The organism is Pseudanabaena mucicola FACHB-723 (assembly GCF_014696385.1).
Lineage (GTDB): Bacteria > Cyanobacteriota > Cyanobacteriia > Pseudanabaenales > Pseudanabaenaceae > Pseudanabaena.
The window spans coordinates 1-26,789 of sequence record NZ_JACJQB010000019.1 but is presented as its reverse complement, the minus strand read 5'-3'; the positions used below and the strand labels follow the sequence as shown (position 1 = coordinate 26,789).

The following is a 26,789-nucleotide window of genomic DNA, read 5'->3' as shown; positions in this document are numbered from 1 at the left end:
ACTTTAAAATCTTTACTCGCAAGTGAAGATTTTAAGGACATTCAATTTGAATTTGCGGGCAGATTTCCTTGTCTATGGAAATCAATGTTAGTCTCGTCAACTTTATAAGTTTTGCTAATTCACTCTTTTATCTGTTCGCCATTACAGTGATTGTAAAACAAGAAATTTATTTATCGACAATGCTAGATCAGATTACCCCGTTAATTCTTACTTATAATGAAGCCCCTAATATTGGACGTACTCTAGAGAAGCTAAGTTGGGCAAAAAGAATTGTTGTAATTGATAGCTTTAGTGATGATGAAACTATTGATATCCTAAATCATTATCCCCAAGTAGAAATATTTCAACGTCATTTTGATACTCATACAAATCAGTGGAATTATGGGCTAGAAAAAATAGATTCTACATGGATACTATCCCTTGATGCAGATTATGTATTGTCCAAAGAAATAATTCAAGAAATCCAAACATTGCTCGAAACTGATAGCTCGGAAATACTTGATGGTTATTTTGCCCCCTTTAGATATTGTGTATTTGGCAAACCTCTAAGAGCAACAATATTACCGCCACGTCAAGTCCTGTTTCGTAAAAATAAATCTGTTTATATTGATGACGGACATACTCAATTACTTAAGGTTTACGGAAAATCTGGCAGCCTCAAATCCTCTATTAATCACGATGATCGCAAACCTTTGAGTCGTTGGTTATGGGCACAGGATCGTTACATGAAAATTGAATCAAAAAAATTATTGAACTCATCTTCAAATCAATTAAGTATTGGCGATCGCATTCGTAAGAAGAAAGTAATTGCTCCTATTGTCATACTGCTCTATTGCTTAATTTTAAAAGGCGGAATTTTAGACGGGTGGGCAGGTTGGTACTATGCTTGGCAAAGAATGTTAGCTGAAATTTTGTTGGCAATTAGATTAATCGAATTAGAACGAGAAAAGCACCACAGTACATAAAAACAAAACAGCTTTAACCTTTGGTTAAAACTGTTTTGCTCATCTAATGATGATTAGATTAGGGATTTTTAAGATTATTTTGCTGCTTTTGCGCGGTTGTCGTTGTATTCGCTAATCCATCAGTATTAGGTGACGCAATTTCCGATGGATCGAGCAACTTGACCGTAACCTGATTGTTTTTAATCCAGCCCTGCTTTCTGACTGCCAATTCTTGAGACTTGCCAGAATTTAGAGTTTGTGGGAGCTGTTCGCGCAAATCATTTACCCGTTTCTCGGTGGAATTTACCTCTGTTGTAATGTCATCGAGACTATCTTTTTGTGAAGCTTGATAGGGAAGTAACTTGGCGATCGCAATGACTGCTGCCAAGGACAAAGCTACATTTACGGCAATGACAACAACAGCTTCAATTGCCTTAGTGCGACAAAACTGTTCTCTCTTATGCTGGACACTATGGGCAACGGCTTCACTGTAGCTAGACGACTTGTTTGCTGGCGACTGCTGATTGCCCAAGGTGGAACGGCTGCGCGAATTGATACTCACGACATCATTTTGCCTGTACTGTCTTTGCGATCGCAAAGGTTTTTTTTGTACTGGCGGAGAAAAACGTGGAGATAAGTCTCGTTTGGCAACCATTCGCCACCTCTAGGCTGTAAAAAGGTATAGATGAGGACTAGGAATTAGAAAGAGCAGAACCTAATAGAGCTGCCATTACTGCTGGGAACAAAGCAACTGCTAATGCTGTGAAAACTTGAGCATCTGTAAGATTCATACAATATCTCCTTAAATATATAAGTTTTTATTTTGATATTAACAATACACTGTCATATCAAAAATTGACTAGCAATTCTTAAGAAAAAGAGATATAAAAATTACTAGCTTATATCGTCCACTACGCAGACGATACCACCTCTGATTTTATGAAATTTGATGTTCGAGAATAAATGTGCGAATGCGATCGCAAGTTTCAGGACGAATCTCGTGGGACATTTCATATTCTGCATATTCCACGATTGCCCCTAAGTTCTCTAATACTTGTCGAGCATTACGCGCCGCCCCAATCGGAACTACAGTGTCCTCTGTGCCGTGGGCGATAAAAACAGGCGGAAATGCGGCCTTGGCAAACTCTTGCAATTCTGCTTCGGCAATATGTAAATAGCCGCTCAGCGAAATTAAACCTGCTAAGGGGAAACCTAAACCAACATCAAGGGTCATGGCTCCACCCTGCGAGAATCCTAACAAGAATGTCTTTTCTAAGGGAATACCCGTAAGTGCAGGTAAATCTTCGAGAAATTGACTGAGTAACTCACAGCTTTTGGCTAATCCTTCGGTATCCAGACTTTGGAGGTCGTACCACATTTTGCCATTGGGCATGGGGTGGTCAAAGGGAGCTTCAGGACAAATCCATTGATAATTTTGGAGTCCCACGAGTGGCGCAAGCGAAATTAAATCATCACAGTTTGCACCCCAACCATGCAGTGCAACGATCGCACCAAGTGCATTGGGATTAGGTAATTGTGCGGGAAGCGATCGGTAATTTAAGGTCATGAGCAAAATTATATATTTGTATAGCGATTGCCATATTTATGGCAGCTTTAGGGCAGCAACCCATAGTTCTTAGCAAAATCTAACGAAATATCTGGTAGGTTACGCAGCATATCATCCCATGTAGTTTGTGCTTGCAGTGCGCTTACAACTATCTGTAGTGGTTCCGCAAAAATTGTTGGAAAATCAGCTTCTTCTGGTAGCTGATTTTTATATGCCAGTTGTTCATACGATGGGTTGAAATTAGCGTTGACTCCTGCTTTGTTTCCTCTTGCATCAACACGATACCAACCAATTGTAGGTAAATAGATGGCATTGAAACCATGCAAACTATAAGGCGCACCTTGATCGTCAATACTCAATCGCTGATAGCAAAATCCTGTGGGAATCTGGTTAGCTCGTAGCAAAGCGGCTAGTAGATGACTTTTGGCGAAGCAATAGCCAGTTTTATGATGCAGAACATCAGAGGCTCGGCAGGTCACAGGATTCATCTGATAGTCACAGCTATGACAGATTTCGTCGCGCACCCATTCAAAGCAAGCTTTGGCGATCGCTTCTGGAGTTTTGTGTCCCAAGATAATTTTTTGGGAGCATTTAATGATTTCCGAATGCTGCCAATCAATAACTTCACTTACTTGCAAATATGCTTCCATATCAAAAAGCTTAGACTCTTTTGCTGGATTTTATGGACTTTAAGTGACAAATGGTAAGGCTTATCAACTTCGCTTACAATAAAAACGCATAGAATATGCATTTTTAAAATCCAAACCATAAAACTTCCTAAATATTGCTGGAGAATTGCCTGAATGCAACTCGTCGCGCTTCAGAACTTACTGGACAATTCATCATTTGCTGTCCTCTTTGCGACCATGCTCATTTTCTGGGTACATGTCGCCTTTCCTCAATTGCCCTATCTGCGATCGCTAGGTAATGCAGGTATGGCAATTGCTAATCTTTGTATTGCTGCATTACTGGGAGCGCGTTGGATTGATGCAGGCTATTTCCCACTGAGCAATCTTTACGAATCTCTGTTTTTCTTGGCTTGGGGGATTACCACCATGCACATTGTGGTCGATCGGATTGGCAACAAGAGCGCCAATGACACCGCCAAGCGTCTAGTTGGTGCATTTACATCACCTCTGGCGATGGGCATCACTGCCTTTGCCGCTCTTGCCCTGCCCTCTGGGATGCAGGTGTCAGAACCACTAGTCCCTGCTCTCAAGTCCAATTGGTTGATGATGCATGTTAGCGTCATGTTGCTCAGCTATGCCGCCTTGATGACGGGCAGTATTTTAGCGATCGCATTTTTAATTGTCACTCGTGGTCAAGATGTGGTGCTACAGGGCAGCTCCTTCGGCACAAATTTCCGTAGTGTTAATGATGCTAGCCCCAAGAATAACAACCCAGAAACATTTGCCGCCTTTGCCGTTGAAAGTATGGGTAGTGTTTTCAATGCTAATAATTTGCAAACCGCTAATGTGGCAACGATGACCACTGAGGCAATTGCCCAAAAAACTAATGACTCCAACATTAAGCCTTTATCTCTGCGTCGTCTCACCATTGGTGAGACTTTAGACAATCTGAGCTATCGAGCAATTGGCTTAGGTTTCCCTTTACTGACGATTGGGATTATTGCAGGTGGTGTATGGGCAAACGAAGCATGGGGTTCTTACTGGAGCTGGGACCCCAAAGAAACATGGTCTTTAATTACTTGGTTAGTATTTGCTGCCTACTTGCATACTCGCATCACCAAAGGTTGGCAGGGGCGTAAACCCGCGATTTTGGCGAGCATGGGGCTGTTAGTCGTATGGACTTGTTATCTTGGTGTAAACCTGCTTGGTAAGGGCTTACATAGCTATGGTTGGTTTCTTTAATCTCTCTCCAAGACCATAAAAAAAGCCTCGCTGAGCGAGGCTTTTTTTATGGTCTTAGCGTTTTCTGAGTTCTTCCTCTAGTTTCGGCAGATTATCAAGTTCAAACACTGTAATCTGTCCCGAATTGGCGCTGCCGCGATTATTTTGTAATATTTCGACCCAATAGGCGTACTTTTTGCCTTGTCGCAATTCCCCCTGCAAAGCCATCAAAATTGGTGAAGCATTTCTTTTTTGCGATCGCAGAGCCATGTCTTTGGTTGGATAGGCATAAACCTGTTTGGCAGTCGCATAGTCGCGCATAATCTCTGGCCCATAGATAGCGCGTAAAGATTCCTCTAGCCGCGACTTGGTGACCCCATTGACGATATCAAAAAAACGAATTTGCTCACTGCGAATTCTATTGGGATCGCCACGCATTACCGCAAAGCCAGGGATGAATACACTGGCTTGAAATTCAAACCGTCGTGAAGCTGTATCACTTTTGCGTACTAGCAAACGTTCATTACTTTTGGGGCGTAATACAGGATGCGCTTTAATCCAGTCCAACACTTGACTTGGTCTTTGTCCAGGGAGCGCCTGTGCCGATGGCATCATCTGCCATGCTGTCGGCAAGGCAATACTGGCAAGTTGGGTTAATAGTGTGGTTGCGATCGCAATCTTTGCGCTCTTCAAGCAATTCATGGGAGTCCTCTACACCAATTAAATCCTGATGGAAAAATTTAGCTGGCAAATAATGGGTGAAAGGATATCACGGAGTGACATGGTTGTAATGACTTTTTCAGCCTTTTTCTGATTTTTTACGATATTTGCTCAGGGGTGGCTTGAGCATAGTCTAGTTAAAACATCTAAAAGGGAGTAATGGCACTTTGTACAACCACTCCCTTTTTGGGCTTGAGCAGATCTGTAATGCTTGTATAGAGAAGATCTCAAGATTTACGATCTGTCTTTAGAAAAAAATTTCAAAAAAATGTGCAAAAACTATTGACAAGCTCTGGATAAATCTACATAATAAGGAGCGCTTAAATAAAGAAACAAAAAACGAGCTGCAAACCAACTGCAAAAGTTTTAAGTTTACTAATTTAAGAAGCTAAGTTTGGGTTCGTAGTTCAATTGGTTAGAGCACCGCCCTGTCACGGCGGAAGTTGCGGGTTCGAGCCCCGTCGAACCCGTTTTAGATGTAAAATAAAGTACCCAAAACCAAAACAGAGTTGCGGCGCTTAGCGCCGCAACTCTTTTCTGGTTTTAATGATGGAGCTTCAATTGCTGTGCAGGCGTAAAAAACTGTCTCGTGACTAGAGTTGTCAGAATCAAGGCTGTAATTAGATTTGCCGTGGTAATTGCAAATAAAATTACCAATTGATAGCGCACTGCTAGCAATGGTGACACACCGCCCAAGATCTGTCCTGTCATCATGCCTGGTAAAGACACAACCCCAGCCACCATCATCACATTGATTGTCGGAATCATCGCCGCCCTAATTGCGTCGTTTTGGTAATTTGCGATCGCTTGCTGTGGTGTTGCGCCCAAACATAGATGGGTCTCGATTTCTCGCGAACGCTTAACTAAATCCTGTGTGAATCGCTCCGCCGCAATCGCCGCCCCATTCATCGAATTTCCTAAAATCATGCCCGCAAGGGGAATTAAATATTGAGGTGAGTACCAAGTTGTCGGTTGTACCACCAAAAATGTGGTGTAGGCGAGAATGGCAAGCGTGCCAACGATCACCGATATCCACATGATTGGCAGCACATAGGGGACTTTTTCACGGACACGATTTTTGGCTTCACGAGCCGCCATCAGACTCATCAAGAGAATGATGAACAAAATTACGACTGGTTGTTTAATCTCAAATACGGCATCCAATAAAAAGCCCACCACAATCAATTGAATGATGCTGCGAAAGGTGGCAATGATCAGATTTTTGGCGATCGCCAGTTTTTGCCAAACCGAAAAACTAACTGCAATCGCCACCATACCCATTGCGATCGCCATTTTCGGAATATCAAGATCAATGACAGTATTCATAGATTAGCCAAGAGATTGGGCGCGATAAAAGCATGGTTCGCTCTTATTATCTATAGAAATCAGGAACTATGCCGAGAAAGTCCCTGATTTCTATAGCAGTTTTAAGACTGTAATGCGGCTAAAGTTTGGTTATTTAGCACTCCATCAATGGGCAATCCATACAATGCTTGAGCTTCGATGATTGCAGCAGTGGTCTTTGAACCTTGAATTCCGTCAATCTCGCCATCGTAAAAGCCTAGCTCACTCATTAAAATTTGTCCTTCTCTGACTCTCTCATCATGGGCTTCACTGCTAGTCGTGACGAAGGAAGCTTCTTGATAACTAGGATTATTTGTGGCTGCACTATTGGTATCTGCTTCTAACGCGGCAATCGTCAAACTACCTGCCACACCATCAGCGATAATGCCGTAGGTGTTTTGCGCCAAAATGACGGCTTCTCTGGTCATTGGCCCATTAATGCCATCAATTGCACCACTATAAAAACCGCGATCGCTAAGTAGTTGTTGCAAATTTACAACTGAGTCTGAGCCGCAAGTACAATCACTAGAACTCTCGGTGCTGACGGTCGTAGCCGTGTCAGCATTAGAGGAAGCATCGGCTTTATAGTCATCTGACTCTAGGGCGGCAAGGGTTGCTGCACCTAATACACCATCGGCTTCTAGTCCATAAAATATCTGGGCCGCAATGATGGCATCAGTAGTCGCTGTTCCATGGATGCCATCAATTGCCCCAGGGTTGAAACCCCGACGTACTAAAAGCTCTTGAACTGAGGCAACCTCTGGGGTGTAAGCAAAGGCGGCACTTGGTATGGTGTTGATTGTGATCGCAGTGGCTGCTAAACCAATACACAGCATTGATTTGGCGTGATGTGAAGAACTTGCGATCGCAGTTAGCATTTGACAGTCTAAGTTTTGTTCAATTGATTCGCCTTGCTGGAAAAGCTCACAAGTTGCTTCAGCGTGGAGATAGGCAGCAATTTCCATACAAATAAGCCTCTATATTTGAAAGGTGATAATGGGCTAAATATTTGGCTCTTAGCATGTTTAAGAGCTTAATAATTCATTGTATGAAAAAAACAAGTAAAAGCGATAAATTGCTACTTTTTGTAAGGTTTAAATCGCACTTTTTCCGAGTGCATAGATTGTTTCTCTGCTTCAGCAGAGAAACAATCTATGAGAAAACTTTGCTGATCGCAGTGGCTAACCCCTCTAGGGTATATTCCACAGCCTCACAATCAACACGCCCTAATAGCTCATCACAGGTTTGTGAAGTTTGGGGGCCAATGGACGCAATCTTGGTATTTCTAATCCATGTTTTCCAGATTTGGCGATCCGTAACGCGATCGAGCAATGTACAGAAGTGTCTGACCGTTTTAGAACTGGCAAAGCTGATCACCTCTAAACTTTGATTTTGAATTGCGGCTAGGGCAATCGGATCGATTACTTCAGGACATCCCGACTCATAGGCTGGAATCGCATCAACAATCGCGCCATGCTGTTGCAACTGCTCTACCAAAATTTCGCGTCCGCCCGACTGCACACGCGGAAATAACATTTTTTTGTCAGTTAAAACCTGCTCACCATTCTTTATAAATGCCTCAACTAAGGAGTCAGCAATAAAATCAGGTGGTACTAAATCTGGAGAAATTCCATAATTCGCCAAAACTTCGGCAGTTTTGCGCCCAACTACCGCTACTTTCAAAGCATGTAAAGCTCGGCTATCTTGACCAGACTCTCGCAACCGTCCAAAAAAACTCTCCACAGCATTCGCCGAGGTCAAAATCAACCAGTCGTAACTAGCTAGATTTGCGATCGCAAGATCAAGCATTTCCCAACTAGTCGGCGGCACAATCGCTAAAGTTGGCATCTCGATTACCTTTGCCCCTTGACTGGTCAACAGTTCTGTAAATTGGCTAGCTTGTCCTGCCGCCCTTGTCACCAAAATCGTTTTACCTTGCAATGCTAATTTTTCCTTTTCAAGATCTACACTTTGCTCAAAATTTTCTAACAGTTGATCGCTGTGGCGCGACAACTGCTCATGAAACTTTACGACTTCACCGACAATAATCACCGCAGGCGAGAGTGAGCTTGCGGGTAGTTTGCCCTTAATATTTGTCAGAGTTCCTATCCAACTCTGTTGATCGGCTCGCCCACAAGAACGCACAATTGCGATTGCAGTATCCGCAGATTTGCCCTCTAGCAATTTCGCTAACAGTCCCGCTAGATTATTTGTCCCCATCAAAATTACTAGCGTCGGAATTTTTGCGATCGCTTCCCAAGGCAAGCGTTCTAAGTTATGCCCAGTCATCACTGCAAAACAAGAACTTGCTTCCACTTCCGTAAGCGGAATCCCTGCTAACATCGGTGCGGCGATCGCGCTAGAAATTCCTGCGACGACTTCCCACGCACAATCTGCGGCTTGCAAGGCAAGTATCTCAGGCAATGATCTCCCAAATATCCAAGGATCACCACTTTTGAGCCGAACCACTCGCTTACCTTGCAAGCAATACTGCACCAACATTTGATTGATCTCGGCTTGCTTGATGCTCTCCTGTCCGCCACGTTTACCAGCAATAATGCGATCGCAGTCCTGTGGGGCAAGCTCTAATAATTTGCGATCGACTAACGCATCACAAACAATTACTTCTGCTTTTGCCATGACATCCCTAGCGCGAACCGTCAAAAACTCCGCGCCACCAATTCCTGCGCCAACTATAAAAACTTGACCTTTCATACAATATTTTCAGGATCTATGCCCATTTCGCGAAGCTTAGCTGCATATTTAGACATAGCATTTAGAGCCTGTTCTTTTTGCTGAACCTGTTCAAGATAAGTTAAAAATTTGCTTTCATCAGGATTAAAAATATTTAGGCTTTCATCAGTTAGCTCAAAGCGAATCCCTAAACGTGGGCTGATCCAATTTTGGACATCATCAATCGGCTCTAGTCGATGCTGTTCTTGATTTCTGATCCATATCGCCAAATCATTAGAAAGATGATCGTAGACATAATATTCCTCTACCCCATAGGTTTGATAAAAATCAAACTTGCGCGACATTTCTAAAATACGATTGCCCCTAGACAAAATTTCAAACACTACTTGAGGGGCTATTCCTGACTCTAGGTGTTGAATGTAAGAACCTCGCGCTCCCTTGGGTCTACCAAATACCACCATCGCATCAGGCGCACGGCGAATTTCAGGGCGATTTTCCATAGGATACCAAAGCAAATCTCCTGCTACAAATACATTCTCATCATTTTTAAATAGAGCTTCTAATCCACCCGTGATAGTCACAATCCATTGATAATGCTCGGTACTTTCTGCCATCGGCTGTCCGTCACTGCTAGGGTAGATAGTCTCTAGTTTGCTGATTGTATTAGCCATGGATTTTGACCTGTGCGATCGCCAAGCAACTGAGCTTAATTGTATCAATTTGAGATTTGACAAGACCTAAACGTTGCCCAAATTAATGATATATTAGTAAGCCTGCTAAAATATTGAACTAGATCACCACCAGACACTAGAGCCATAAACCCATGATGAAGTTGAGATTAAAGCGATTTGGCAAAAAATTTGAAGCCAGCTATCGCATCGTTGCCGTAAACAGCACCAGCCGCCGTGATGGTCGTCCCCTTGCTGAGCTAGGTTTCTATAACCCACGTACCAAAGAAACCACCCTTGATGTACCTGCGATCGTTACTCGCATTAAGCAAGGCGCTCAACCTACCGACACAGTACGTCGCATCCTCGAAAAAGCGAAGGTATTTGAACTCGTTACCGCTTAACTCTCTGAATTAATTCCTAATTTGTGCCAATCTAAACTTGTGCCAGACTACAACGCCTTAATTAGTTTTTTGCTAAAGCCATTGTTAGCCCATCCAGAGGCGCTGCGGGTAGATTTTGAGTCAAATAGCAAAAGCGATCGCGTCTGGATCAGAGTTGCTTTCGATCCAGAAGATCGGGGGCGAGTTTTTGGTAAAGGGGGACGGACAATCCAAGCAGTTCGGACGGTGGTGATGACTGCCGCCGAAGAGGCTGGGCATAGTGCGAGATTTGAGGTTTTTGACCCTAACCCCAGTGCAAGTTTTGAAGAACGTTCGGCATCGCAGCGTGGACAGCAAGATCAAGAAGCTGAGCGTCCACGCATTAACGTTGAAAAGCCCAAACGGCGCGAAATCATTAATTAAAATAAAAGGGTCGCTAAGCGACCCTTTTATTTTTTGTTTATTTATGTACTTCTAGAGCGAGATTAAATCTATGAACGTTGGTGCGGAAATTCTTTGCATTGGTACAGAGCTATTACTTGGTGAAATTCTCAATAGCAATGCTCAGTATTTAGCACAGCAATTAGCCTTATTGGGAGTGCCACATTTTTATCAAACTGTGGTTGGTGATAACCCCGATCGCATTCATCAAGCTCTAGAAATTGCCGCGAGTCGTTCTAATTTAATCATTACTACAGGTGGGTTGGGGCCTACTCCCGATGATTTGACGACCGATGCGATCGCAAATTTTTTCAACACACCACTCGAAGAACGTCCTGAAATTTGGGAACGTATCCAGCAGATGGCAGCGCAAACAGGCAGAACCTTGACCGCCAACAACCGCAAGCAAGCGTTACTACCCAAGGGAGCCGAAATTTTACATAATCCCGTTGGCACAGCTCCGGGGATGATCTGGGAACCGCAACCAAATTTATTGATCCTCACTTTCCCCGGTGTACCGAGTGAGCTTTATCCGATGTGGGAGCAAACCGCCGCGCCATTGTTGCAAGCCAGAAACTATGGACAGGGGACTTTTCACTCTAAGGTCTTGTTATATTGGGGGATTGCTGAATCTGCCCTTGCGACTAAGGTCAATCATCTATTTGATCTCAAAAATCCCACCGTTGCCCCTTATGCCAACTATGGACAAGCCAGACTGAGAATTACGGCAAGGGCAAGCACCCAAGAATCTGCGATCGCTATGATTGCGCCCGTCGAAGCGGAAATTCGTGAACTCACAGGTGAGTTTTGTTACGGTACTGATGACGACACGCTCGCAACGGTGGCAGGCAGGCTATTGCAAGAACGTGGACAGACCCTAGCTGTTGCTGAATCCTGCACAGGTGGCTGTCTAGGCGAGACGCTCACAGAGGTTTCAGGCAGTTCTAGTTATTTCCTCGGCGGTGTGATCAGCTATAGCAATGATGTCAAAGTTAATTTGCTCAATGTCGATCGCCAAGTGCTTGATCAACATGGGGCAGTCAGTGCCATCGTTGCCGAACAAATGGCGCAGGGAGTAAAAGCAAAACTGCAATCAGATTGGGCAATTAGCATTACGGGGATCGCGGGGCCAAATGGTGGCACGGAGGAAAAGCCCGTGGGCTTAGTTTATGTGGGGATCGCCCATCCCGATGGCAAAGTTGAGGCGATCGAGCTGCGTTTTAGTCCGTCTAGAGGAAGAAATTGGATTAGAAAGGCAACTGTAATGTCAGCTTTAGATTTGTTTAGAAAAAGATTTGTTATGATTGGGTAAATAAACCTAGATGATGATAGGGAGCCAAGCATAGTGAAAGCGATCAAGAAAGCACTGAAAGAGATCGGCGAAATTCTAAATCGCGTGTTGGAAGCCCTGTTGGGTCAAAATCAGCCCCAACCTGAGTTGATTCCTATACCAGTAAGAAATAACTCTCGGCGCAACCATCGCCATTAAGGTTATAAGACTCGCATCGCGAGTCTTATATTTTGTTAGGGGGAGATCAAAAAAACAGAGTCAGGGCTTTGCCCTGACTCTGTTTTTTGTGCAACAAATTTTTAACGGGTAACCGCTTTTTCATGCTGTCCCCTGAGTTGACCACAGGCGGCCTCAGCTTCGATCCCCCTTGTCCGCCTGACACTCACCGCAATGTTGTAATCCTCTAGAACCTTGACAAAGGTTTGAATTTCGCTTTCGCTGGGGCGTTGGTAATCAGAATCACTGACAGGATTGTAAGGAATTAAATTAACGTGACTTTGGAAGCCACGAATCAGGTGTGCTAGTTCTTCCGCTTGTTCTGCTGAGTCATTAATACCAGCGAGCAATGTATATTCAAAGCTAATCCGTCTACCTGTAATCTCCACATACTGGCGGCAGTCATCCATAAGGGCTGCCATCGGATAGCGATCGGCGGAGGGAATCACTTGAGCACGAACCTGTTGATTGGGAGCATGGAGACTGACAGCGAGGGTGACTTGGAGATGCTCTTGGGCAAAACGGGGAATTTGATTAGGGATGCCGACAGTCGATACGGTGATATTGCGTTGACCGATGCCAATATCTTTATTAATCACCTGAATTGCACCGACCAGATTTTCATAATTGAGCAATGGTTCGCCCATGCCCATAAACACAATATGGCTCACGCGCTGCTGCATTACTTCCTGCACTGTCAGCACTTGGTCAATAATTTCATGCTTTGCCAAGTTGCGACGAAAGCCGCCTTTACCCGTTGCACAAAAATCACATGCCATTGGGCAGCCCACTTGAGTCGAGACACATACTGTCAAACGCTTGCTAGTGGGAATCCCAACGGTTTCGACAATTTCGCCATCCGCCAATTTTAAGAGCAGTTTCTCTGTGCCATCACGACTTTGTTTATGGAGATGAATTTGCGATCGCCCTATTTCAATAGTTGGGTTCGCGGCAAATTCTTCTCTCCATGCCTTGGGGAAAACCGTGATATCTCCTAAATCTCTTGCCCCTCTTGTGTAGAGCCATTCGTAGAGTTGCTTGCCACGATAGCGAGGCTGTCCTTGCGATTCCACCCATTCCGTCAGTTCAGATAGTGAGCGCCCCAATAGTGGTAACACCTTGGAGTCAGATTTTGGCAGTGCGTTGACAGTCATGACAGATCGACAAATGGGACAGATAGGCTATTTTATCAAAAAATTAGAATCGTTGCCATAGCTCACCAACACACATAACCTGAGTGTGTCACACTACAGCGACCATAATGGTTTGTTGATATAGTGCTTTCAATGATCTTCTCTAGAAAGTTATGAAACGCCGTCAGCTTTTATTGAGGTTATTTGGATTACCACTAGTTGGTTCGCTAGTTTATGCGGCAGTTTCCCGATCTAAAAATGAATATGAACCAGTTTTAGCTAATTCGCCAATTAGTAATCTCCAAAATAATTTTCCTGAACCGAGTGAAGGAAGGTTGCTACGATTTGCTGCGATCGCCGATACGGGTGTAGGTAGTCGTGATCAGTATGCGGTTGCCAATGCCATGTTCCAAACCTATCAGGCACAACCTTTCCCGCTTGTGCTAATGGCAGGTGACAATATTTATCCCCACGGTGAAATTAGTTTAGTAACAACAGCCTTTGAGCAGCCCTACGAACCTTTGCTCAGGCGTAATGTGAAATTTTATGCAGTGTTGGGCAATCACGACATCATCAAGTCTAATAACGGTCTTGATCAAATTAATTACCCACTGTTTAATATGCGCGATCGCTATTATTCATTTCAACAAGGCGTTACCGATCAAGAATCCGTCGAATTTTTTGCCCTTGATACTAATCACAATGCTGCTTGGGATATACAACTAGCATGGCTCGATCAACAATTAGCCCAAAGCACTGCCCTTTGGAAAATCGTCTTTGGACATCACCCCATTTATTCATCAGGTAGACATGGCGGTAAACTAGACATCGAGGCTAAACTTGCGCCAATATTCGCCAAGCACCAAGTCTCCATTTATCTCTGTGGGCATGATCATGGCTATGAGCGATTTATGCCGATTGATGGTACAACCTATATTGTCAATGGTGGTGGCGGCGCACCCTTATATGTTTTTGGAAAGTCAAATTTAACGGCTGTGTCAAGTTCTCAGTTTAGCTTTATGACTTTTGATGTCTATCGAGATAAAATCATCACCAAGGCGATCGCCACCAATGGCAAAGTTTTCGATCGTGCCATCATCACTAAACCTAGTTAAACCTTCATGAGCCTTTACCTGTACGCAATTTTGCAAACTGACAATATCGAGTTAGTCAAAGATCTCGATCTTCAAGGTATGAATGCTCAGCCCGTTCAGTTTTATCCCCTACCACCTTTTGCGATCGCCTATAGTGAAGCTCAACAAGATCGCTATCTCGCCAGTCGCTCGAACCTGATCACCCACGAAACTGTCCTCGAATCACTGATGAAGGCGATCGATCCGCATCAAGCTGTACCATTACCATTGCAGTTTGGGCTGGTGGTCGATGAATGGGAAGAAGTGCAACGGGATTTGCTCATTCCCTATGAAACAAAACTCAAGGAGCTAATCAAAAACCTGATTGGTAAGCGCGAAGTTAGCATTAAATTATTTTGGAATCAAAATGAGGAGTTAAATCTTGCTGTTGCTGAAAATAAATCCCTACAGCAAAAGCGGGAATCGCTAATGGGTAAAATGCTCAGTATGGATGAGGCAATTGAAATCGGGCAAGAACTAGAATCTGCGATCGAGCAACGTCAGCAAGCGATTATTGATGCCTTTATTAATACTCTCCAACCATTAGCCCATGAATATGCTGAGGGTGAAATGCTGACGGAAAGCATGATCTATAACGGTTCTTTTCTAATTGACTGGGATCGGGAAGCTGAATTTGCTGCTGCCGTTGAAGATCTAGACAAGCAATTTGAAAATCGTCTCCGCATCCGCTACAACGATTTCACTGCGCCCTACAACTTTGTCAAAGTCGATCGCGATTCGTAATCGAAGTAAATAATCATGAATATACAGAACCATATTATCTTCACTCCTTAGCGTTGAATACTTTGACATTAGGCAGTAGAAATTCGATGATATTTAGTTTGATGAATATAGAGTAAAAGATGGAAATAGACAAAATATCTCAACCAATTCCAATTGTATTCATACACAAAGGAGATAGCTGGTATCTTCCTTATGTTTTACGCCAAGCGCTATTAGTTAATAACAATTCTCATGTAACTTTAATTAGTGATGTCAAAGCTAATTCTGACATAGAGGGATTACAGATATCTCTAATAAGTGATTTATATACTGATCTAGCACAAGAATTTACTCAAATCTATAAACACCTTTCTAGCAACTCTCCAAATTATGAAATGTTTTGCTGGCTGAGATGGTTTTACCTGCTTGAATATATGGAAAAAAACAATATTAATCAGGTATTTTACCTTGACTCAGATGTGCTCATTTTTACTAATCCAAATCACATATCACGCCTATATCCTGAAATTAAAGATAGCTGTGCTTTTCTAATTCCTAAACAGGAGCATACTTCTTATTATTGGTATTCGGGTGGTCATATATCTTATTGGACACAGGATATTCTAAGAAGATTTTGCGAGTTTACTATTGATACTTTTAAGCGACAAAATTTATTAAATATGTACAACCAAAAATGGAATTGGCATATTAACAATAAAGTTTCTGGTGGTATATGTGATATGACAACACTATATCTTTTTAGTCGAGAATATAGTGATTGTGTAATTAATTTTTTGTTAAATAATCGAGAAGGTTGTTTTGATGTAAATTTTAATTCGTCTTCTAACTTTTTAGAAAATGAATATGAATTACAAAATAATCATAAAAAAACAATTTTTCAGGATAATAAACCGTTAGGATTACGTAGAGATAAAACTATTATCCATTTTCATAATATCCATTTTCAAGGTTGGGCGAAAACCCTTATACCTAATTATTATCGTGGTAAATATTTTAAAGAAAAAAACAAACATTATCTAGATAGAGCTATGTACACACTACAAGCACCTTTAAAAACAATGATAAAGCCTATATTTCACAAAATTGAACTTCTTCTGAAAAGTTTTTGCTAATAAAAACTTCATTAAAAAACATGAGTTAGACGGAGTAGACAAAAACAAAAGAAAAGCTGAGACTAGGTTTGAAGAAATAAAAGCCTCAGCTTTTTTTTGCTTTTGAAGCTATCCATGCCTTGACTGATAGGCGATTTGCGCTTAAAGTCATGCTCTTAGAAAGTATTTGTAAAATAATTATTAATTCCCTGATTATCCCTAATTTGTAGAGGTTTCAATCTTTGGGTAGCATTTTTACAGAACTTTAGCTTAAATGTATACATAGCAATCATTTTAGCCACCCTAATGATTTATTTGCAAATACCTTCTAGTGTCAATCTTTGGGTAGCAATTTAGGTCATTTACTAAGTTACTATTGTAAAATTCTCTAGTTTTAGGATTTGAGATTTTTCACGAATATGCAACAAGGGAACTTTTCCATAAAAGGATGCCCACATTGAATAAGTACTTGGAGGACCTATTAAATAATCGCATTGAGCAAGAGAATACAAGTCTTCTATAATTAGACCTATTCCCAGCTGTATGTTTTTTTCTCTAAAATTATCTATCTCTATAGGTTCGTTTGAACATATCAAAAATAATACTCGCTTACCTATTAAATTGAAACATTTTTCTAATTGATTCATTTTATTTATATACACATCATCATTAAAGTAATATTTCCCATTTTCCCAAAGTTTATAATCACCTCTTCTTATATGAACGCCTACTATTATCTCACATCGATTTCTACAATCTAATATGAGTTGATTAATTGCCTCTAAAACTTCTGTATCAGGAGTAAAAAAACTTCTTATGATGTCACTGTGTTTCAAGAAATTTTTGTTGTCTCTAAATAACCATCCATTTACTATTGTAATTTTGGTTTTAAATTTGTTTAAGAAATTAGTATTGCTGAGACTAATTTCTTCATCTGTAGAACATTCTACAAATTCATGCCACCTAGATATAGGGAATATTTTTACAGCTAAATAAAAACATATTTTAAATAAAATGAATGGAATATTTATTGGAAATCTTGTGTAAATGAAATAGCTGCCAAAATCATTACTTCGAGTAGCGTAAAAATATTGACAATACTCATCAAAAGTCGGGTTTATTAAAAAGTATTCATTCTCGATCGCATTAGCAATAAAATGACTAAACAAAAACAATCTATTTGCAAGCTGCCCTGATTTATTTTGAATGATAACCATTATATTGATAAAAACATTAAATTAACGGATAATCATTTTAATATGAATTGTTAGTGCCGATGGGAGAGTTTAAGAAGATTTAAATAATCGTTGTCTATGAATAAATATTTGCAATTTTTAGTGACATACTTTGGACTAAAAAATTGGGAGGAATTATATCTCTAGCAGAAGTTGCAATATTTGTTAATATGTCTTTAGATTTGATGGTAAAGTTCATAGTTTCTTCAAGTTCTTCTACATTATTCAGTTTAACTAAATAGCCATTAACTTTGTCAGAGTAATGGTCAGTTAAAGTGTGATCAACATCACATATTTTATCATTAGAAAATATGTGTTTTATAACCTAGCCTCGATTATCTAACCCAATGCCATATGTATTGATTTGAAATCACATAATCTCAAGCTGAGAATCATCACCGACGAGAAACCTTAGAGCTTGGGGACGCTTGGGTGAGACTTGCATTTTAACGCGCTGACCGATGACACTATCGACGATAGGCTGGCGAATTCCCACAATTTGAGTGTCATTGAGAATCACACTATGTTCAATATCAGTATCGATGATTGTGACGCGATTGCAAATGCTGGTGTAGGGGCCAATGTAAGCATGTTCTAAACGACAATGATCCCCAATGATCACTGGCCCGCGAATTTTGCAGCCAATTACCTGAGAACCTACACCAATTTCAACGCGCCCACTGATATTGCTATCGGCATCAATTGTGCCTAAATTTTTGGATTTTAGCTTTGCGTCTAAGACAATTTGATTGGCGGTGAGAATATCATCTTTTTTACCTGTATCTAGCCACCATCCCTCTAGTTCTGAAGCTTCTACCTTTTGATTGGTATCAATTAAAGTTTGGATCGCATCGGTAATTTCTAATTCACCTCTGGCAGATGGCGTAATTTTTGCGATCGCAGCGTGAATTGTCGGCTTAAAGAAATACAAGCCGACTAAAGCCAGATTTGACTCAGGCTGTTGGGGTTTTTCGACTAGTTTTAGCACTTTGCCATCGGCATCAACGGTGGCAACGCCAAAAGCGCTGGGGTCAGCAACTTGCCGCAATAAAATTAGGGCATCTAATTGCTTTGCTGTGAAAGTTGCCACGAAACGATCAAGCTGTGACTCGATCAGGTTATCGCCGAGAAACATGATAAATGAGTCATCGCCGAGAAAGGGTTGAGCTGTTTGGACAGCATGGGCTAACCCTGCGGGTTTGTCTTGGAGAATATAGGTAATCTTTGCGCCAAAGCGATCGCCATTGCCTGTTTTACTTTTAACTTCTGGCCCAGTTTCAGGACTGATGACAATGCCGATGTCCGTGATTCCTGCGGCGACAATGCTTTCGATGCAATACCAAAGTATTGGTTTGTTGGCAACGGGAACGAGTTGTTTTGCGCCTGTATAGGTAAGAGGGCGTAGCCTTGTGCCTTTACCACCAGAGAGAATAAGTGCTTTCATGTTTTTGATTAAAGCGATGGGTTTTCTGATAAATAGGCGGCAAGGGCTTCTTGCCAAGTTCGCCTTGTGAAGGGGGTAATTTGACTAATGCGATCGCTAATTAAGGAGGAGTTAGGCGGACGAGTTGCCTTGGTGGGAAAGTCCGATGCGGGAATTGCGGCGATGGGATGCTGCATGTTAGAGAGACTTAGCACTTGGCTGGCAAACTCGTACCATGAGCAGCGACCAACATTTGCTCCATGGATAATTCCCGTTGCGCCTGCTTGCAACAGAGCATCTAACAAGCTGGCAGCATCTTTGGTATAGGTGGGAGACATCAAAATGTCATTAACCACTTTGAGCGGTTCTCCAGACTTGGCTTTTTTGAGGATTGTTTCTACAAAGTTACCACCCTTTCCACTTGCCCCAGCTTTACCAAACACGCTAGAGATTCGCAAAATTAGCGATCGCAAAGCTGTTTGTCGCACTAAATATTCACCTGTGAGCTTAGATGTGCCATAGATATTAATCGGATCTGGTTGATCCGACTCGGTGTAGGCTAAATTGCGATCGCCACGAAACACATAATCAGTGCTGATGTAAACACATAAGGCATTAGTCTCACGACAAGCGCGGGCAACATTTAACGCACCAAGGGCATTGACCTTAAAGGCTAAGTCTACCTCCTGCTCGCAATCATCGACCCGCACATAGGCAGCACTATTGATCACCACATCAAACTTTTGACTGGTTAGCACCTGAGTGACGGCTTCAGGTTGCGTAATATCGACATCAGCACGAGTGAGGGCTGTTAGTTGATAGCGATCGCAATTTACAAAGTGATGCACAATATCTGTGCCTAATTGCCCATTTGCGCCAATTAGAGCGACTTTGAGGGGGATACTCATCGGGCATACCACTGGTTGTAATGTTCTTGGAATACCTTCTTATTCTTGACAGCTTGCCACCAATCCGTATTTTGCTGATACCAAGACACAGTTTTCGCCATACCGTTTTCAAAGTTCCATTGTCTTTGCCAGCCTAAGGCTTCGGCGGCGCTAGGATCGACGGAATAGCGATAGTCATGGCCGGGGCGATCGCTCACGGATTGCATCAGAGAGTCGGGGCGTTCCAGTAAACCTAAGATCGTTTTCGCCACTGCGATGCCATTGACTTCCATCCGCGCACCGAGATTATAGGCTTTGCCGCTTGTGCCTGCGTGCAGCACTGTATCAATACCAGAGCAATGATCTTCTACATAGAGATAATCACGGACAGCCGAACCATCACCGTAGATCGGTAAAGATTTTGACTCTAGGGCATTGGTAATAAACAGGGGAATAATTTTTTCGGGATATTGATAAAGTCCGTAAGTATTGGAGCCACGGGTAATTACCACATCCATGCCATAGCTGATGCCGTAGGAAAAGACCAGATGTTCCGCTCCTGCCTTGGATGCAGCATAGGGACTGCGAGGCGACAGGGGATCGTTTTCGAGAGAATGGCGATCGCAACCAACCAAATCTCCGTACACCTCATCGGTGGACACATGCAGAAAACGTTTGATTTGATGATTGCGTGCGGCTTCTAATAACTGTAATGTGCCTTCGATATTGGTACGAATAAAAGGCAATGGATCGCGCAAACTACGATCTACATGGCTTTCAGCGGCAAAATTTAAGATGGCATCAACACCATTGACTGATTGGATTGCCTTCTCCACATCATTGGGGTTAGCAATGTCGCCTTGGATAAAGGTAATGCGATCGCAGATATCCTTGAGGTTGTCTAAATTGCCCGCGTAGGTGAGCTTATCTAAGACGACGATTTGCCATGTGGGGTGGTGCTTCAGCGCATAATGCACATAGTTAGAGCCGATAAACCCTGCTCCACCTGTAACCATTACCTTCTGAAATTGCTCGATTAAACTCATGCAAATAACTCCGCTTCGGTTAATAGTTTGCCAACTGCATCTTTAGCAGACAAAATTGGTGGTTCGTCAATCTGCCATGCGATCGCAAGGTTAGGATCATTCCACAATAAACAACGCTCTTCACTGGGGGCATAATAATCTGTGGCTTTATAGGCAACTTCCGCAAAGTCTGATAAAACCACAAAGCCATGGGCAAATCCTGCGGGAATCCAGAGTTGCTGATAGTTGTCAGCACTAAGAATATAACTTACAGATTTACCAAAGGTCGGTGAACTTTGGCGCAAATCGACGGCAATATCTTGGATTTTGCCAGCTAAAGCCCTCACTAATTTTCCTTGGGGTTTACCAATTTGATAATGTAATCCTCTCAGGATATTTTTTTGCGATCGCGAATGGTTGTCTTGGACAAAGCTGACATCTAGCCCAGTTTTTTCGGCAAAGGTTTGCTGATTGTAGGACTCATAAAAAAAACCCCGTACATCACCAAACACCCTAGGAGTAATTAGTAAAACATCAGGAATTGCCGTGCTTTCAACTTCCATATAAACATTTCATGATATCACTCAAAAATTATGTCGCATTATCAGCAACCTGATCATCAAAAATTGGATGTCTGTGACCAACTGCCCATTTCTGCGATCGCAAAGCAATTTGCCTCCAAATCCACTATTACCGAGGTCAAACCCTTTGGCAGTGGCAATATCAACGATACCTTTTTAGTGTCGCTGTCAAATAGTCAGCCAGATCATCAAAGCTTTATCTTGCAACGCATCAATACCAATGTGTTTCGTGAGCCGCAACTGGTGATGCAAAATATGCGACTTTACGCCGATCATGTGCGCGATCGCCTGCAAGAATCTCCCCTCGACCGACGCTGGGAAGTACCGCAAGTATTACTGAATCAGCAAGGACAAGATTATCTGCAAACTGAAGATGGTCAATTTTGGCGAGCGCTAAGTTTCATTGCCGATTCCCAATCCTTTGATGCGATCGCAACTTCTCAGCAATCTCGCGAAGTTGGCTATGCCCTTGGTACATTTCATTATTTAACCAGTGATTTAGCTGGCACTAGTCTTACGGATACCCTCGAAGGCTTTCACATTACACCACAATATTTTCAACAATATGAGCAGATTTTGGCGCAGGGAAATCTTCCCCAATCCCCTGAAGTTGAGTATTGCTTGCAAATTATTGGCGATCGTCAAGGATTAGCCCATATTTTAGAGGATGCCAAAGCCTCTGGTAAACTGCCCTTGCGGGTCATGCATGGCGACCCCAAGGTAAATAATATTTTGTTTGATCAAATTACTGAATTAGCGGTAAGTGTCGTTGATCTCGATACGGTCAAATCAGGACTAGTACATTATGATATTGGCGACTGTTTGCGCTCAGGTTGCAATCTGGCAGGGGAAGAAGTCGCGCAGTGGCAAAATGTCCAGTTTGAAACAGAACTCTGCTATGAAATTTTGCAGGGATATCGAGCGATTGCGCATTCATTTCTCACGGAAGCTGACTATGCCTATATTTACGATGCAATTCGCGTAATTACCTTTGAGCTAGGTTTACGTTTTTTTAGTGACTATTTGGCAGGAAATCGATACTTTCAGATACAGTACCCTGAGCAGAACCTTTGCCGAGCGTTAGTCCAGTTGCGCCTACTTGAAAGCATCGAATCGCAAAAGTCAGCTATCGATAAAATTATTTGCGATTTGCGATGAGCTAAACCGATGGAATCACCTCAACAAATTCTCGAATATTGCGATCGCAGTTTTGCTGCAATTAAAATGCCATGTCTTGGTAATTTGAATGTTGACTATCTTTCCTCGAGGCTTTTAGCCTTTCGTGATGAGCAGCAATGGCTGATTTTATTTAACTCAATTACTTGGTGTCCTGCGGGTGCGGGCTTAACGACGATTGTGGAATGTATTGGTAACTGCCGCTTGCAGAAAAATCATATGCAGCATGATTTTCATTTTGACAGTAATTGCTATCTGATCACGGGACAAATTATCCACGATGAAATCTTACAAACTTATGCGGTGACTGTACGCGGCAAGTCTATTCCCCTTGCGGAACTAAATATTAATGCGCGTCCCGATCTGTTTTCTGAGTATGAGCCAAATATTGCGATCGCACTGCTAGAAAACTACCGCGAAGACTTGCTAGCCAATCGCGAAGAATATGGAGTATTTATTCCTGACGGGATGAGTCCAGTTTTGCAGCTTGACGAATGGCATCATCCTGATTGGGACTGTCCACCTAGCCAGACTGAAAGTTTTCCCTTAATTGCCGAAGTTCTTTTTACTGGCAATGCTGATTTATACAATCCGCCCAGCCATCCCAATACTAGTTGGTGGCTGTGGTTTCCCAAATAGCGGGTTGCCGATCATCAATCGCATTGGTAACATTAATCCTTGGCAGACGATGCTTAAATCCGCAGAGAATTTCCCATGAAATTGTGCCTAATAAATTCGCCCAATCATCTGCCGTATTTTCGGAAGCGCCACCTAAAAATGTGACGACATCACCCACATGCACATTCGGGACATGGGTAACATCGATTGCACATTGATCCATGGTAATTGTGCCAATCTGGGCAACTTTTTGATTATTAACCGCCACGCGAATCCGATTCGATAAACCACGCGGAATACCGTCAGCATAACCAATCGCTACCGTCGCCATGGTCATATCCTGCGGCGCAATGAACGAGCGTCCATAACTAACGCTTGTCCCTGCTTTAATTTCCTTAACTTGGGTAATGCGAGCCTTGACCGTAAGGGCTGGACGTAAATCAACAGTATTTTTGAGATGGGGCGCGGGGTAAAGTCCATAAATGCCTAAACCTGTTCGCACGATGTCGTAATGGATTTTGCGATCGCATAACATCGATGCCGTATTACAAATGTGAATCCGTGGCGGATAAATCCCTTCGGATTTAAGTGCCGCGATTACCTGCTCAAATCTCTGGGCTTGCAGTTGCATAAAACTGCGATCGCTATCATCGGCTGTGGCAAAGTGCGAATACACACTCATAATTTCGAGATTTGGTAAATGCTGCACCAGTTGCACAAAGTCGATCGCTTCTTGCCAATTCACCCCCAGCCGTGACATGCCTGTATCAATTTTGAGATGGACAGGAACCTTTTCGCCAATTGTAGATAGAACGTCGTGATAGATTAACGCTTGTTTTGGATTGCAGATCGTTGGTTGTAAGCGATATTCAGCGATCGCTTTAATTTCATCGACACCATTAGTCGCGCCTAAAATTGCGATCGGTGCTGTAATTCCTGCACAACGCAACTGAATCCCCTCAGGAATTGTGGCAACCCCTAACCAAGCAGCTCCCGCTTCGATCGCAGTTTGGCTAACATCAATTGCCCCATGACCATAGGCATCCGCCTTAACAATTGCCATTAATTCTGTGGGCGCACCTAGCAAAGATTTTAATTGATGCACATTATGTTTAATTGCTGATAGATCAATTTCGACCCATGCACGATGGTTTTGCTTGAGCATGACAGCGCACTCCTGATGCGATAACCGTTCATTATCGTTAAGTATATTAATGGCGATTCGGCAAAAATACGCTTGCTGTGAACGCAAATTTTGTCACAAACTAGAAATAGCGATTAAATAAATGACTTTGCTATGCCCCCTAAAATCGCAGCAGCGCAACCAAATTTTGCTTTATAGAGTCTGATCCAATACCAAAATTGCTAACCAGAATCTCTATGACTAGAATTAGAATGGGGATCGCGATCAGTATTTGTACTTAGTTAATTATCTATACTTATGCGCCTAATGCAACTTTTACGGAGTTTTATGCCTCAAGATTGGCAGACAGATAATCTTAGACATAGCTTTAAGCAAAATTTGCGATCGCGCAAACGTTTTTTGTCATTTCTTTTTTGTACAACTTTTGCAACTACGCTCCTTCTGCATAGTTTCTTGCCGAGTTTGTGGGCAAACAATACTGCAATTGCCCAAGTAAGCCCGCCTACTCAAGCCGCCAATAGACCTGCACCTCCCGCACCAGCAATACCCGTTAGGCGACGAGAAGAAATTCGTGGCGTGTGGCTGACTAGCAATGACTTTTCGATGTTTAGCAATCGTCAAAGACTCGGTGAAGGACTACAACAACTTCAGCAACTTAATTTCAATACCATTTATCCCGTAGTTTGGAACTCAGGCTATGTCATGTTTCCCAGTGAAGTCGCCCAACGCGAAGGGATTCAACCATTTATCTATCGTGGCTCTGAGGGACAGGATATTGTTGCCGACATCATCGCCCAAGGACATCAGCACAATATGTTAGTAATGCCTTGGTTTGAGTTTGGATTTATGGCTCCGCAAATGTCGGAACTAGCAGTCACCCACCCCACTTGGCTCACTCAACAACGCAATGGAGCCAGAACTTCGATTACCGCCGCAGGTGAAGTTGCATGGCTAAATCCCTTTCATCCTGAAGTGCAGCAGTTTTTAACAGATCTCGTACTAGAAGCAGTCTCCAAGTACGATTTGGATGGCATTCAGTTTGATGATCACACCAGTCTCCCCAAAACCTTTGGCTACGATCAATACACCCTCAATCTGTATCGTCAAGAAACAAAAAAAGCTGCTCCTGCCGATGTCAATGATCCTAACTGGGTGCGTTGGCGAGCCAATAAAATTACGGACTTTATGACCCGTTTAAATAGAGCAGTTAAGCAAAGAAAGCCCAATGTGATCTTTTCGGTATCCCCCAACTATTATGATTTTGCTTATACCCAACAGCTTCAGGACTGGTTAGGCTGGGTACGCAAAGATATTGTTGATGAATTGCTGGTGCAGGTATATCGATCTGATCTCGAAGACTTTCGATCGCAAATTAGCCGTCCTGAAATCATTGAAACTCAGCAAAAAATCTCCACTGCGATCGCAATTTTATCTGGGCTTCGCAATAGTAATGTTCCGATCCGCAGAGTTTATTCACAGGCAGTGACCGCTCAAAATCGGGGCTTAGGGGTATCTTTCTTTTATTACAAGAGCCTATGGGGCTATGGGCCCGAATCAATTGAAGAGCGCCAGAGGGATTTGCAATATCTGTTCCGCAATCCTGCCCCAAGGTTTGCCAATAGAAATTGATAATTTATAAGCGATCGCTATTAAGCTTGCCAAATGATAGTGATACAAAGTAATGATTCGGCAAATCACTTACCCTGTAAAAATTATAGTAATTGGGTGAGATGTTTTATAGCGTGACAATATAACCAATGTGGTTTCTGACTTTGTTACGATTTAAATGCTTGCCATTACTCGATTCATAGAGAGCGAAATACTGGGGAAAATATCAGAGGCAATGAGATCATCTTCTCTATACACTTTCTCAATATAATTTCCATCTACCAAAGTTAAAACCGAAAACGTTCCCACCAAAAAATCAACAATCCAATATTCAGGAATCTCAAACTGAGCATATTCCTTCCGTTTCTCGACCGTATCCACTGAGCGACAAGTTGGGCTGACAATCTCAATTACCAGTAAACATGGCTCATGCAAAATATCTGGCTGATTTCCCAAACTTTTTGATTGAGCAGTGGTCATTACCAAGACATCAGGACGGCGAGTTCTTTTTCCCGTGAATATTTCTGTGCTATTCACACGCACACAATAGGGATGCTGAGATTGGTTAATTTCTAATTGCAGATGAAAAGCAAAAAACATCATTAGAACGTTATGAAGAGCGGTTGCTGGACTCATTTCAACCAATTCTCCATCGTTAAATTCATAACGCCGATCGCTACCGTCTTCATAGGTTAGATATTCCTCAAATGTCATTTTTTTCGCAGTGGTGACGGTCATAGCTTTCCATCCTTGCTCTTGAATTGTGAGTAAATCTATTGTATCTACCTAAATCTAAATAATCGCCTAAATCAACAATTAAATATAAAACCCAAGAAGCTGTGGCGCACGCGCAGCGTGCGCCACAGCTTCTTG

Annotated in this window: 28 protein-coding genes and 1 tRNA gene; 12 read left to right on the top strand and 17 right to left on the bottom strand. The window is 42.5% G+C overall.

Features of this window, described 5'->3' with window-relative positions; all coding sequences use genetic code 11:
- Nucleotides 1-179 precede the first annotated feature (179 nt).
- Nucleotides 180-965: a glycosyltransferase family 2 protein gene (locus tag H6F41_RS10730; protein WP_190403510.1), complete on the top strand. Its 786-nt coding sequence runs from the start codon at nt 180-182 to the stop codon at nt 963-965.
- Nucleotides 966-1,023: 58 nt separating this feature from the next.
- Here H6F41_RS10730 and H6F41_RS10725 read toward each other — a convergent pair whose 3' ends face one another.
- The 4 genes from H6F41_RS10725 to H6F41_RS10710 all read right to left on the bottom strand — a co-directional run bounded on the left by H6F41_RS10725 (nt 1,024) and on the right by H6F41_RS10710 (nt 3,161).
- Entirely contained in the window at nt 1,024-1,599 is a 576-nt protein-coding gene (locus tag H6F41_RS10725) for a slr1601 family putative cell division protein (protein WP_190403478.1), read from the bottom strand.
- 37 nt (nt 1,600-1,636) lie between these two features.
- Nucleotides 1,637-1,735, bottom strand: a complete 99-nt coding sequence (psaM, locus tag H6F41_RS10720) for a photosystem I reaction center subunit XII (protein WP_190403477.1) — start codon at nt 1,733-1,735, stop codon at nt 1,637-1,639.
- 146 nt (nt 1,736-1,881) lie between these two features.
- Nucleotides 1,882-2,511 (bottom strand): alpha/beta hydrolase, encoded by a 630-nt coding sequence (locus H6F41_RS10715; RefSeq protein WP_190403476.1) that lies wholly within the window; start codon nt 2,509-2,511, stop codon nt 1,882-1,884.
- 47 nt (nt 2,512-2,558) lie between these two features.
- Nucleotides 2,559-3,161, bottom strand: coding sequence for a transglutaminase-like domain-containing protein (locus H6F41_RS10710; RefSeq protein WP_190403475.1), 603 nt, complete (start codon nt 3,159-3,161; stop codon nt 2,559-2,561).
- A gap of 153 nt (nt 3,162-3,314) precedes the next feature.
- Here H6F41_RS10710 and ccsB point away from each other — a divergent pair, with 153 nt between their 5' ends.
- Nucleotides 3,315-4,382: a c-type cytochrome biogenesis protein CcsB gene (gene ccsB / locus H6F41_RS10705; protein WP_190403474.1), complete on the top strand. Its 1,068-nt coding sequence runs from the start codon at nt 3,315-3,317 to the stop codon at nt 4,380-4,382.
- Between the two features lie 54 nt (nt 4,383-4,436).
- Here the strand turns inward: ccsB and H6F41_RS10700 are convergent, their stop codons facing one another.
- A complete protein-coding gene (locus H6F41_RS10700) occupies nt 4,437-5,063 on the bottom strand; it encodes a hypothetical protein (protein WP_190403473.1) in 627 nt (208 codons plus the stop codon).
- 414 nt (nt 5,064-5,477) lie between these two features.
- Between H6F41_RS10700 and H6F41_RS10695 the strand changes: the two genes are divergently transcribed.
- Nucleotides 5,478-5,551, top strand: a tRNA-Asp gene (locus H6F41_RS10695).
- 73 nt (nt 5,552-5,624) lie between these two features.
- Here H6F41_RS10695 and H6F41_RS10690 read toward each other — a convergent pair.
- The 4 genes from H6F41_RS10690 to H6F41_RS10675 form a co-directional block, all read right to left on the bottom strand.
- On the bottom strand, nt 5,625-6,407 hold the full coding sequence (locus H6F41_RS10690) for an ABC transporter permease (RefSeq protein ID WP_190403472.1): 783 nt from the start codon (nt 6,405-6,407) through the stop codon (nt 5,625-5,627).
- Between the two features lie 101 nt (nt 6,408-6,508).
- Entirely contained in the window at nt 6,509-7,390 is an 882-nt protein-coding gene (locus H6F41_RS10685; RefSeq protein ID WP_190403471.1) for a peptidoglycan-binding domain-containing protein, read from the bottom strand.
- Between the two features lie 187 nt (nt 7,391-7,577).
- Nucleotides 7,578-9,140 (bottom strand): uroporphyrinogen-III C-methyltransferase, encoded by a 1,563-nt coding sequence (gene cobA, locus H6F41_RS10680; RefSeq protein WP_190403470.1) that lies wholly within the window; start codon nt 9,138-9,140, stop codon nt 7,578-7,580.
- Entirely contained in the window at nt 9,137-9,790 is a 654-nt protein-coding gene (locus tag H6F41_RS10675; protein WP_190403469.1) for a Uma2 family endonuclease, read from the bottom strand. Before H6F41_RS10675 ends, cobA begins: the two co-directional genes overlap by 4 nt.
- A gap of 152 nt (nt 9,791-9,942) precedes the next feature.
- Between H6F41_RS10675 and rpsP the strand changes: the two genes are divergently transcribed.
- The 3 genes from rpsP (at nt 9,943) to H6F41_RS10660 (ending at nt 11,923) form a co-directional block, all read left to right on the top strand.
- Nucleotides 9,943-10,191 (top strand): 30S ribosomal protein S16, encoded by a 249-nt coding sequence (gene rpsP, locus H6F41_RS10670; protein ID WP_190403468.1) that lies wholly within the window; start codon nt 9,943-9,945, stop codon nt 10,189-10,191.
- 39 nt (nt 10,192-10,230) lie between these two features.
- Entirely contained in the window at nt 10,231-10,593 is a 363-nt protein-coding gene (locus tag H6F41_RS10665; protein ID WP_190403467.1) for a KH domain-containing protein, read from the top strand.
- 70 nt (nt 10,594-10,663) lie between these two features.
- Nucleotides 10,664-11,923, top strand: coding sequence for a competence/damage-inducible protein A (locus H6F41_RS10660; RefSeq protein ID WP_190403466.1), 1,260 nt, complete (start codon nt 10,664-10,666; stop codon nt 11,921-11,923).
- A gap of 278 nt (nt 11,924-12,201) precedes the next feature.
- Here the strand turns inward: H6F41_RS10660 and rlmN are convergent, their stop codons facing one another.
- Nucleotides 12,202-13,272: a 23S rRNA (adenine(2503)-C(2))-methyltransferase RlmN gene (gene rlmN, locus H6F41_RS10655; protein WP_190403465.1), complete on the bottom strand. Its 1,071-nt coding sequence runs from the start codon at nt 13,270-13,272 to the stop codon at nt 12,202-12,204.
- 152 nt (nt 13,273-13,424) lie between these two features.
- Here rlmN and H6F41_RS10650 point away from each other — a divergent pair, with 152 nt between their 5' ends.
- The 3 genes from H6F41_RS10650 to H6F41_RS10640 all read left to right on the top strand — a co-directional run bounded on the left by H6F41_RS10650 (nt 13,425) and on the right by H6F41_RS10640 (nt 16,240).
- Nucleotides 13,425-14,366 carry a metallophosphoesterase gene (locus H6F41_RS10650; protein WP_190403464.1) on the top strand — a complete coding sequence of 314 codons (942 nt, stop codon included), beginning with the start codon at nt 13,425-13,427 and terminating at the stop codon, nt 14,364-14,366.
- A 6-nt stretch (nt 14,367-14,372) separates the two neighbouring features.
- On the top strand, nt 14,373-15,128 hold the full coding sequence (locus H6F41_RS10645; protein ID WP_190403463.1) for a GvpL/GvpF family gas vesicle protein: 756 nt from the start codon (nt 14,373-14,375) through the stop codon (nt 15,126-15,128).
- A 119-nt stretch (nt 15,129-15,247) separates the two neighbouring features.
- Nucleotides 15,248-16,240, top strand: coding sequence for a hypothetical protein (locus H6F41_RS10640; protein ID WP_190403462.1), 993 nt, complete (start codon nt 15,248-15,250; stop codon nt 16,238-16,240).
- Between the two features lie 344 nt (nt 16,241-16,584).
- Here the strand turns inward: H6F41_RS10640 and H6F41_RS10635 are convergent, their stop codons facing one another.
- From H6F41_RS10635 to rfbC, 5 genes are all read right to left on the bottom strand, one after another.
- Nucleotides 16,585-17,436 carry an alpha-1,2-fucosyltransferase gene (locus tag H6F41_RS10635; protein ID WP_190403461.1) on the bottom strand — a complete coding sequence of 284 codons (852 nt, stop codon included), beginning with the start codon at nt 17,434-17,436 and terminating at the stop codon, nt 16,585-16,587.
- A 388-nt stretch (nt 17,437-17,824) separates the two neighbouring features.
- Nucleotides 17,825-18,898, bottom strand: a complete 1,074-nt coding sequence (locus H6F41_RS10630) for a glucose-1-phosphate thymidylyltransferase (protein WP_190403460.1) — start codon at nt 18,896-18,898, stop codon at nt 17,825-17,827.
- A gap of 8 nt (nt 18,899-18,906) precedes the next feature.
- Entirely contained in the window at nt 18,907-19,785 is an 879-nt protein-coding gene (gene rfbD / locus H6F41_RS10625) for a dTDP-4-dehydrorhamnose reductase (protein ID WP_190403459.1), read from the bottom strand.
- On the bottom strand, nt 19,782-20,810 hold the full coding sequence (rfbB, locus tag H6F41_RS10620) for a dTDP-glucose 4,6-dehydratase (RefSeq protein WP_190403458.1): 1,029 nt from the start codon (nt 20,808-20,810) through the stop codon (nt 19,782-19,784). Before rfbB ends, rfbD begins: the two co-directional genes overlap by 4 nt.
- Nucleotides 20,807-21,352 (bottom strand): dTDP-4-dehydrorhamnose 3,5-epimerase, encoded by a 546-nt coding sequence (gene rfbC / locus H6F41_RS10615; protein WP_190403457.1) that lies wholly within the window; start codon nt 21,350-21,352, stop codon nt 20,807-20,809. The genes rfbB and rfbC overlap by 4 nt, the downstream gene beginning before the upstream one ends.
- A gap of 30 nt (nt 21,353-21,382) precedes the next feature.
- Here rfbC and H6F41_RS10610 point away from each other — a divergent pair, with 30 nt between their 5' ends.
- Together H6F41_RS10610 and H6F41_RS10605 are read left to right on the top strand one after the other, a co-directional pair.
- Entirely contained in the window at nt 21,383-22,528 is a 1,146-nt protein-coding gene (locus H6F41_RS10610) for a phosphotransferase enzyme family protein (RefSeq protein WP_190403456.1), read from the top strand.
- A gap of 9 nt (nt 22,529-22,537) precedes the next feature.
- Nucleotides 22,538-23,185, top strand: coding sequence for a DUF7003 family protein (locus tag H6F41_RS10605; RefSeq protein ID WP_190403455.1), 648 nt, complete (start codon nt 22,538-22,540; stop codon nt 23,183-23,185).
- Here H6F41_RS10605 and alr read toward each other — a convergent pair.
- On the bottom strand, nt 23,157-24,329 hold the full coding sequence (gene alr / locus H6F41_RS10600) for an alanine racemase (protein WP_190403454.1): 1,173 nt from the start codon (nt 24,327-24,329) through the stop codon (nt 23,157-23,159). The two genes, H6F41_RS10605 and alr, sit on opposite strands and share 29 nt — an antisense overlap.
- Nucleotides 24,330-24,635: 306 nt before the next feature.
- On the opposite strand from alr, the gene H6F41_RS10595 reads away from it, so the two are divergent.
- Nucleotides 24,636-25,937: a family 10 glycosylhydrolase gene (locus H6F41_RS10595; RefSeq protein WP_242023013.1), complete on the top strand. Its 1,302-nt coding sequence runs from the start codon at nt 24,636-24,638 to the stop codon at nt 25,935-25,937.
- Between the two features lie 153 nt (nt 25,938-26,090).
- On the opposite strand, the gene H6F41_RS10590 is transcribed toward H6F41_RS10595, so the two are convergent.
- Complete coding sequence (locus tag H6F41_RS10590; protein WP_190403452.1) at nt 26,091-26,654, bottom strand: Uma2 family endonuclease; 564 nt, start codon at nt 26,652-26,654, stop codon at nt 26,091-26,093.
- Nucleotides 26,655-26,789: the final 135 nt, after the last annotated feature.

Bases quoted from the DNA above. Each gene is read 5' to 3' on its own strand.
- rlmN (WP_190403465.1), bottom strand. From the start codon at position 13,272: ATGACTGTCAACGCACTGCCAAAATCTGACTCCAAGGTGTTACCACTA.
- H6F41_RS10650 (WP_190403464.1), top strand. From the start codon at position 13,425: ATGAAACGCCGTCAGCTTTTATTGAGGTTATTTGGATTACCACTAGTT.
- H6F41_RS10710 (WP_190403475.1), bottom strand. From the start codon at position 3,161: ATGGAAGCATATTTGCAAGTAAGTGAAGTTATTGATTGGCAGCATTCG.
- H6F41_RS10630 (WP_190403460.1), bottom strand. From the start codon at position 18,898: ATGAAAGCACTTATTCTCTCTGGTGGTAAAGGCACAAGGCTACGCCCT.
- psaM (WP_190403477.1), bottom strand. From the start codon at position 1,735: ATGAATCTTACAGATGCTCAAGTTTTCACAGCATTAGCAGTTGCTTTG.
- H6F41_RS10715 (WP_190403476.1), bottom strand. From the start codon at position 2,511: ATGACCTTAAATTACCGATCGCTTCCCGCACAATTACCTAATCCCAAT.
- H6F41_RS10640 (WP_190403462.1), top strand. From the start codon at position 15,248: ATGGAAATAGACAAAATATCTCAACCAATTCCAATTGTATTCATACAC.
- ccsB (WP_190403474.1), top strand. From the start codon at position 3,315: ATGCAACTCGTCGCGCTTCAGAACTTACTGGACAATTCATCATTTGCT.
- H6F41_RS10635 (WP_190403461.1), bottom strand. From the start codon at position 17,436: ATGGTTATCATTCAAAATAAATCAGGGCAGCTTGCAAATAGATTGTTT.
- H6F41_RS10660 (WP_190403466.1), top strand. From the start codon at position 10,664: ATGAACGTTGGTGCGGAAATTCTTTGCATTGGTACAGAGCTATTACTT.
- rfbB (WP_190403458.1), bottom strand. From the start codon at position 20,810: ATGAGTTTAATCGAGCAATTTCAGAAGGTAATGGTTACAGGTGGAGCA.
- H6F41_RS10700 (WP_190403473.1), bottom strand. From the start codon at position 5,063: ATGAATTGCTTGAAGAGCGCAAAGATTGCGATCGCAACCACACTATTA.
- H6F41_RS10645 (WP_190403463.1), top strand. From the start codon at position 14,373: ATGAGCCTTTACCTGTACGCAATTTTGCAAACTGACAATATCGAGTTA.
- rfbD (WP_190403459.1), bottom strand. From the start codon at position 19,785: ATGAGTATCCCCCTCAAAGTCGCTCTAATTGGCGCAAATGGGCAATTA.
- H6F41_RS10595 (WP_242023013.1), top strand. From the start codon at position 24,636: ATGCCTCAAGATTGGCAGACAGATAATCTTAGACATAGCTTTAAGCAA.
- H6F41_RS10605 (WP_190403455.1), top strand. From the start codon at position 22,538: ATGGAATCACCTCAACAAATTCTCGAATATTGCGATCGCAGTTTTGCT.
- H6F41_RS10725 (WP_190403478.1), bottom strand. From the start codon at position 1,599: ATGGTTGCCAAACGAGACTTATCTCCACGTTTTTCTCCGCCAGTACAA.
- alr (WP_190403454.1), bottom strand. From the start codon at position 24,329: ATGCTCAAGCAAAACCATCGTGCATGGGTCGAAATTGATCTATCAGCA.
- H6F41_RS10610 (WP_190403456.1), top strand. From the start codon at position 21,383: ATGTCGCATTATCAGCAACCTGATCATCAAAAATTGGATGTCTGTGAC.
- H6F41_RS10685 (WP_190403471.1), bottom strand. From the start codon at position 7,390: ATGGAAATTGCTGCCTATCTCCACGCTGAAGCAACTTGTGAGCTTTTC.
- cobA (WP_190403470.1), bottom strand. From the start codon at position 9,140: ATGAAAGGTCAAGTTTTTATAGTTGGCGCAGGAATTGGTGGCGCGGAG.
- H6F41_RS10690 (WP_190403472.1), bottom strand. From the start codon at position 6,407: ATGAATACTGTCATTGATCTTGATATTCCGAAAATGGCGATCGCAATG.
- rfbC (WP_190403457.1), bottom strand. From the start codon at position 21,352: ATGGAAGTTGAAAGCACGGCAATTCCTGATGTTTTACTAATTACTCCT.
- H6F41_RS10730 (WP_190403510.1), top strand. From the start codon at position 180: ATGCTAGATCAGATTACCCCGTTAATTCTTACTTATAATGAAGCCCCT.
- H6F41_RS10675 (WP_190403469.1), bottom strand. From the start codon at position 9,790: ATGGCTAATACAATCAGCAAACTAGAGACTATCTACCCTAGCAGTGAC.
- rpsP (WP_190403468.1), top strand. From the start codon at position 9,943: ATGATGAAGTTGAGATTAAAGCGATTTGGCAAAAAATTTGAAGCCAGC.
- H6F41_RS10590 (WP_190403452.1), bottom strand. From the start codon at position 26,654: ATGACCGTCACCACTGCGAAAAAAATGACATTTGAGGAATATCTAACC.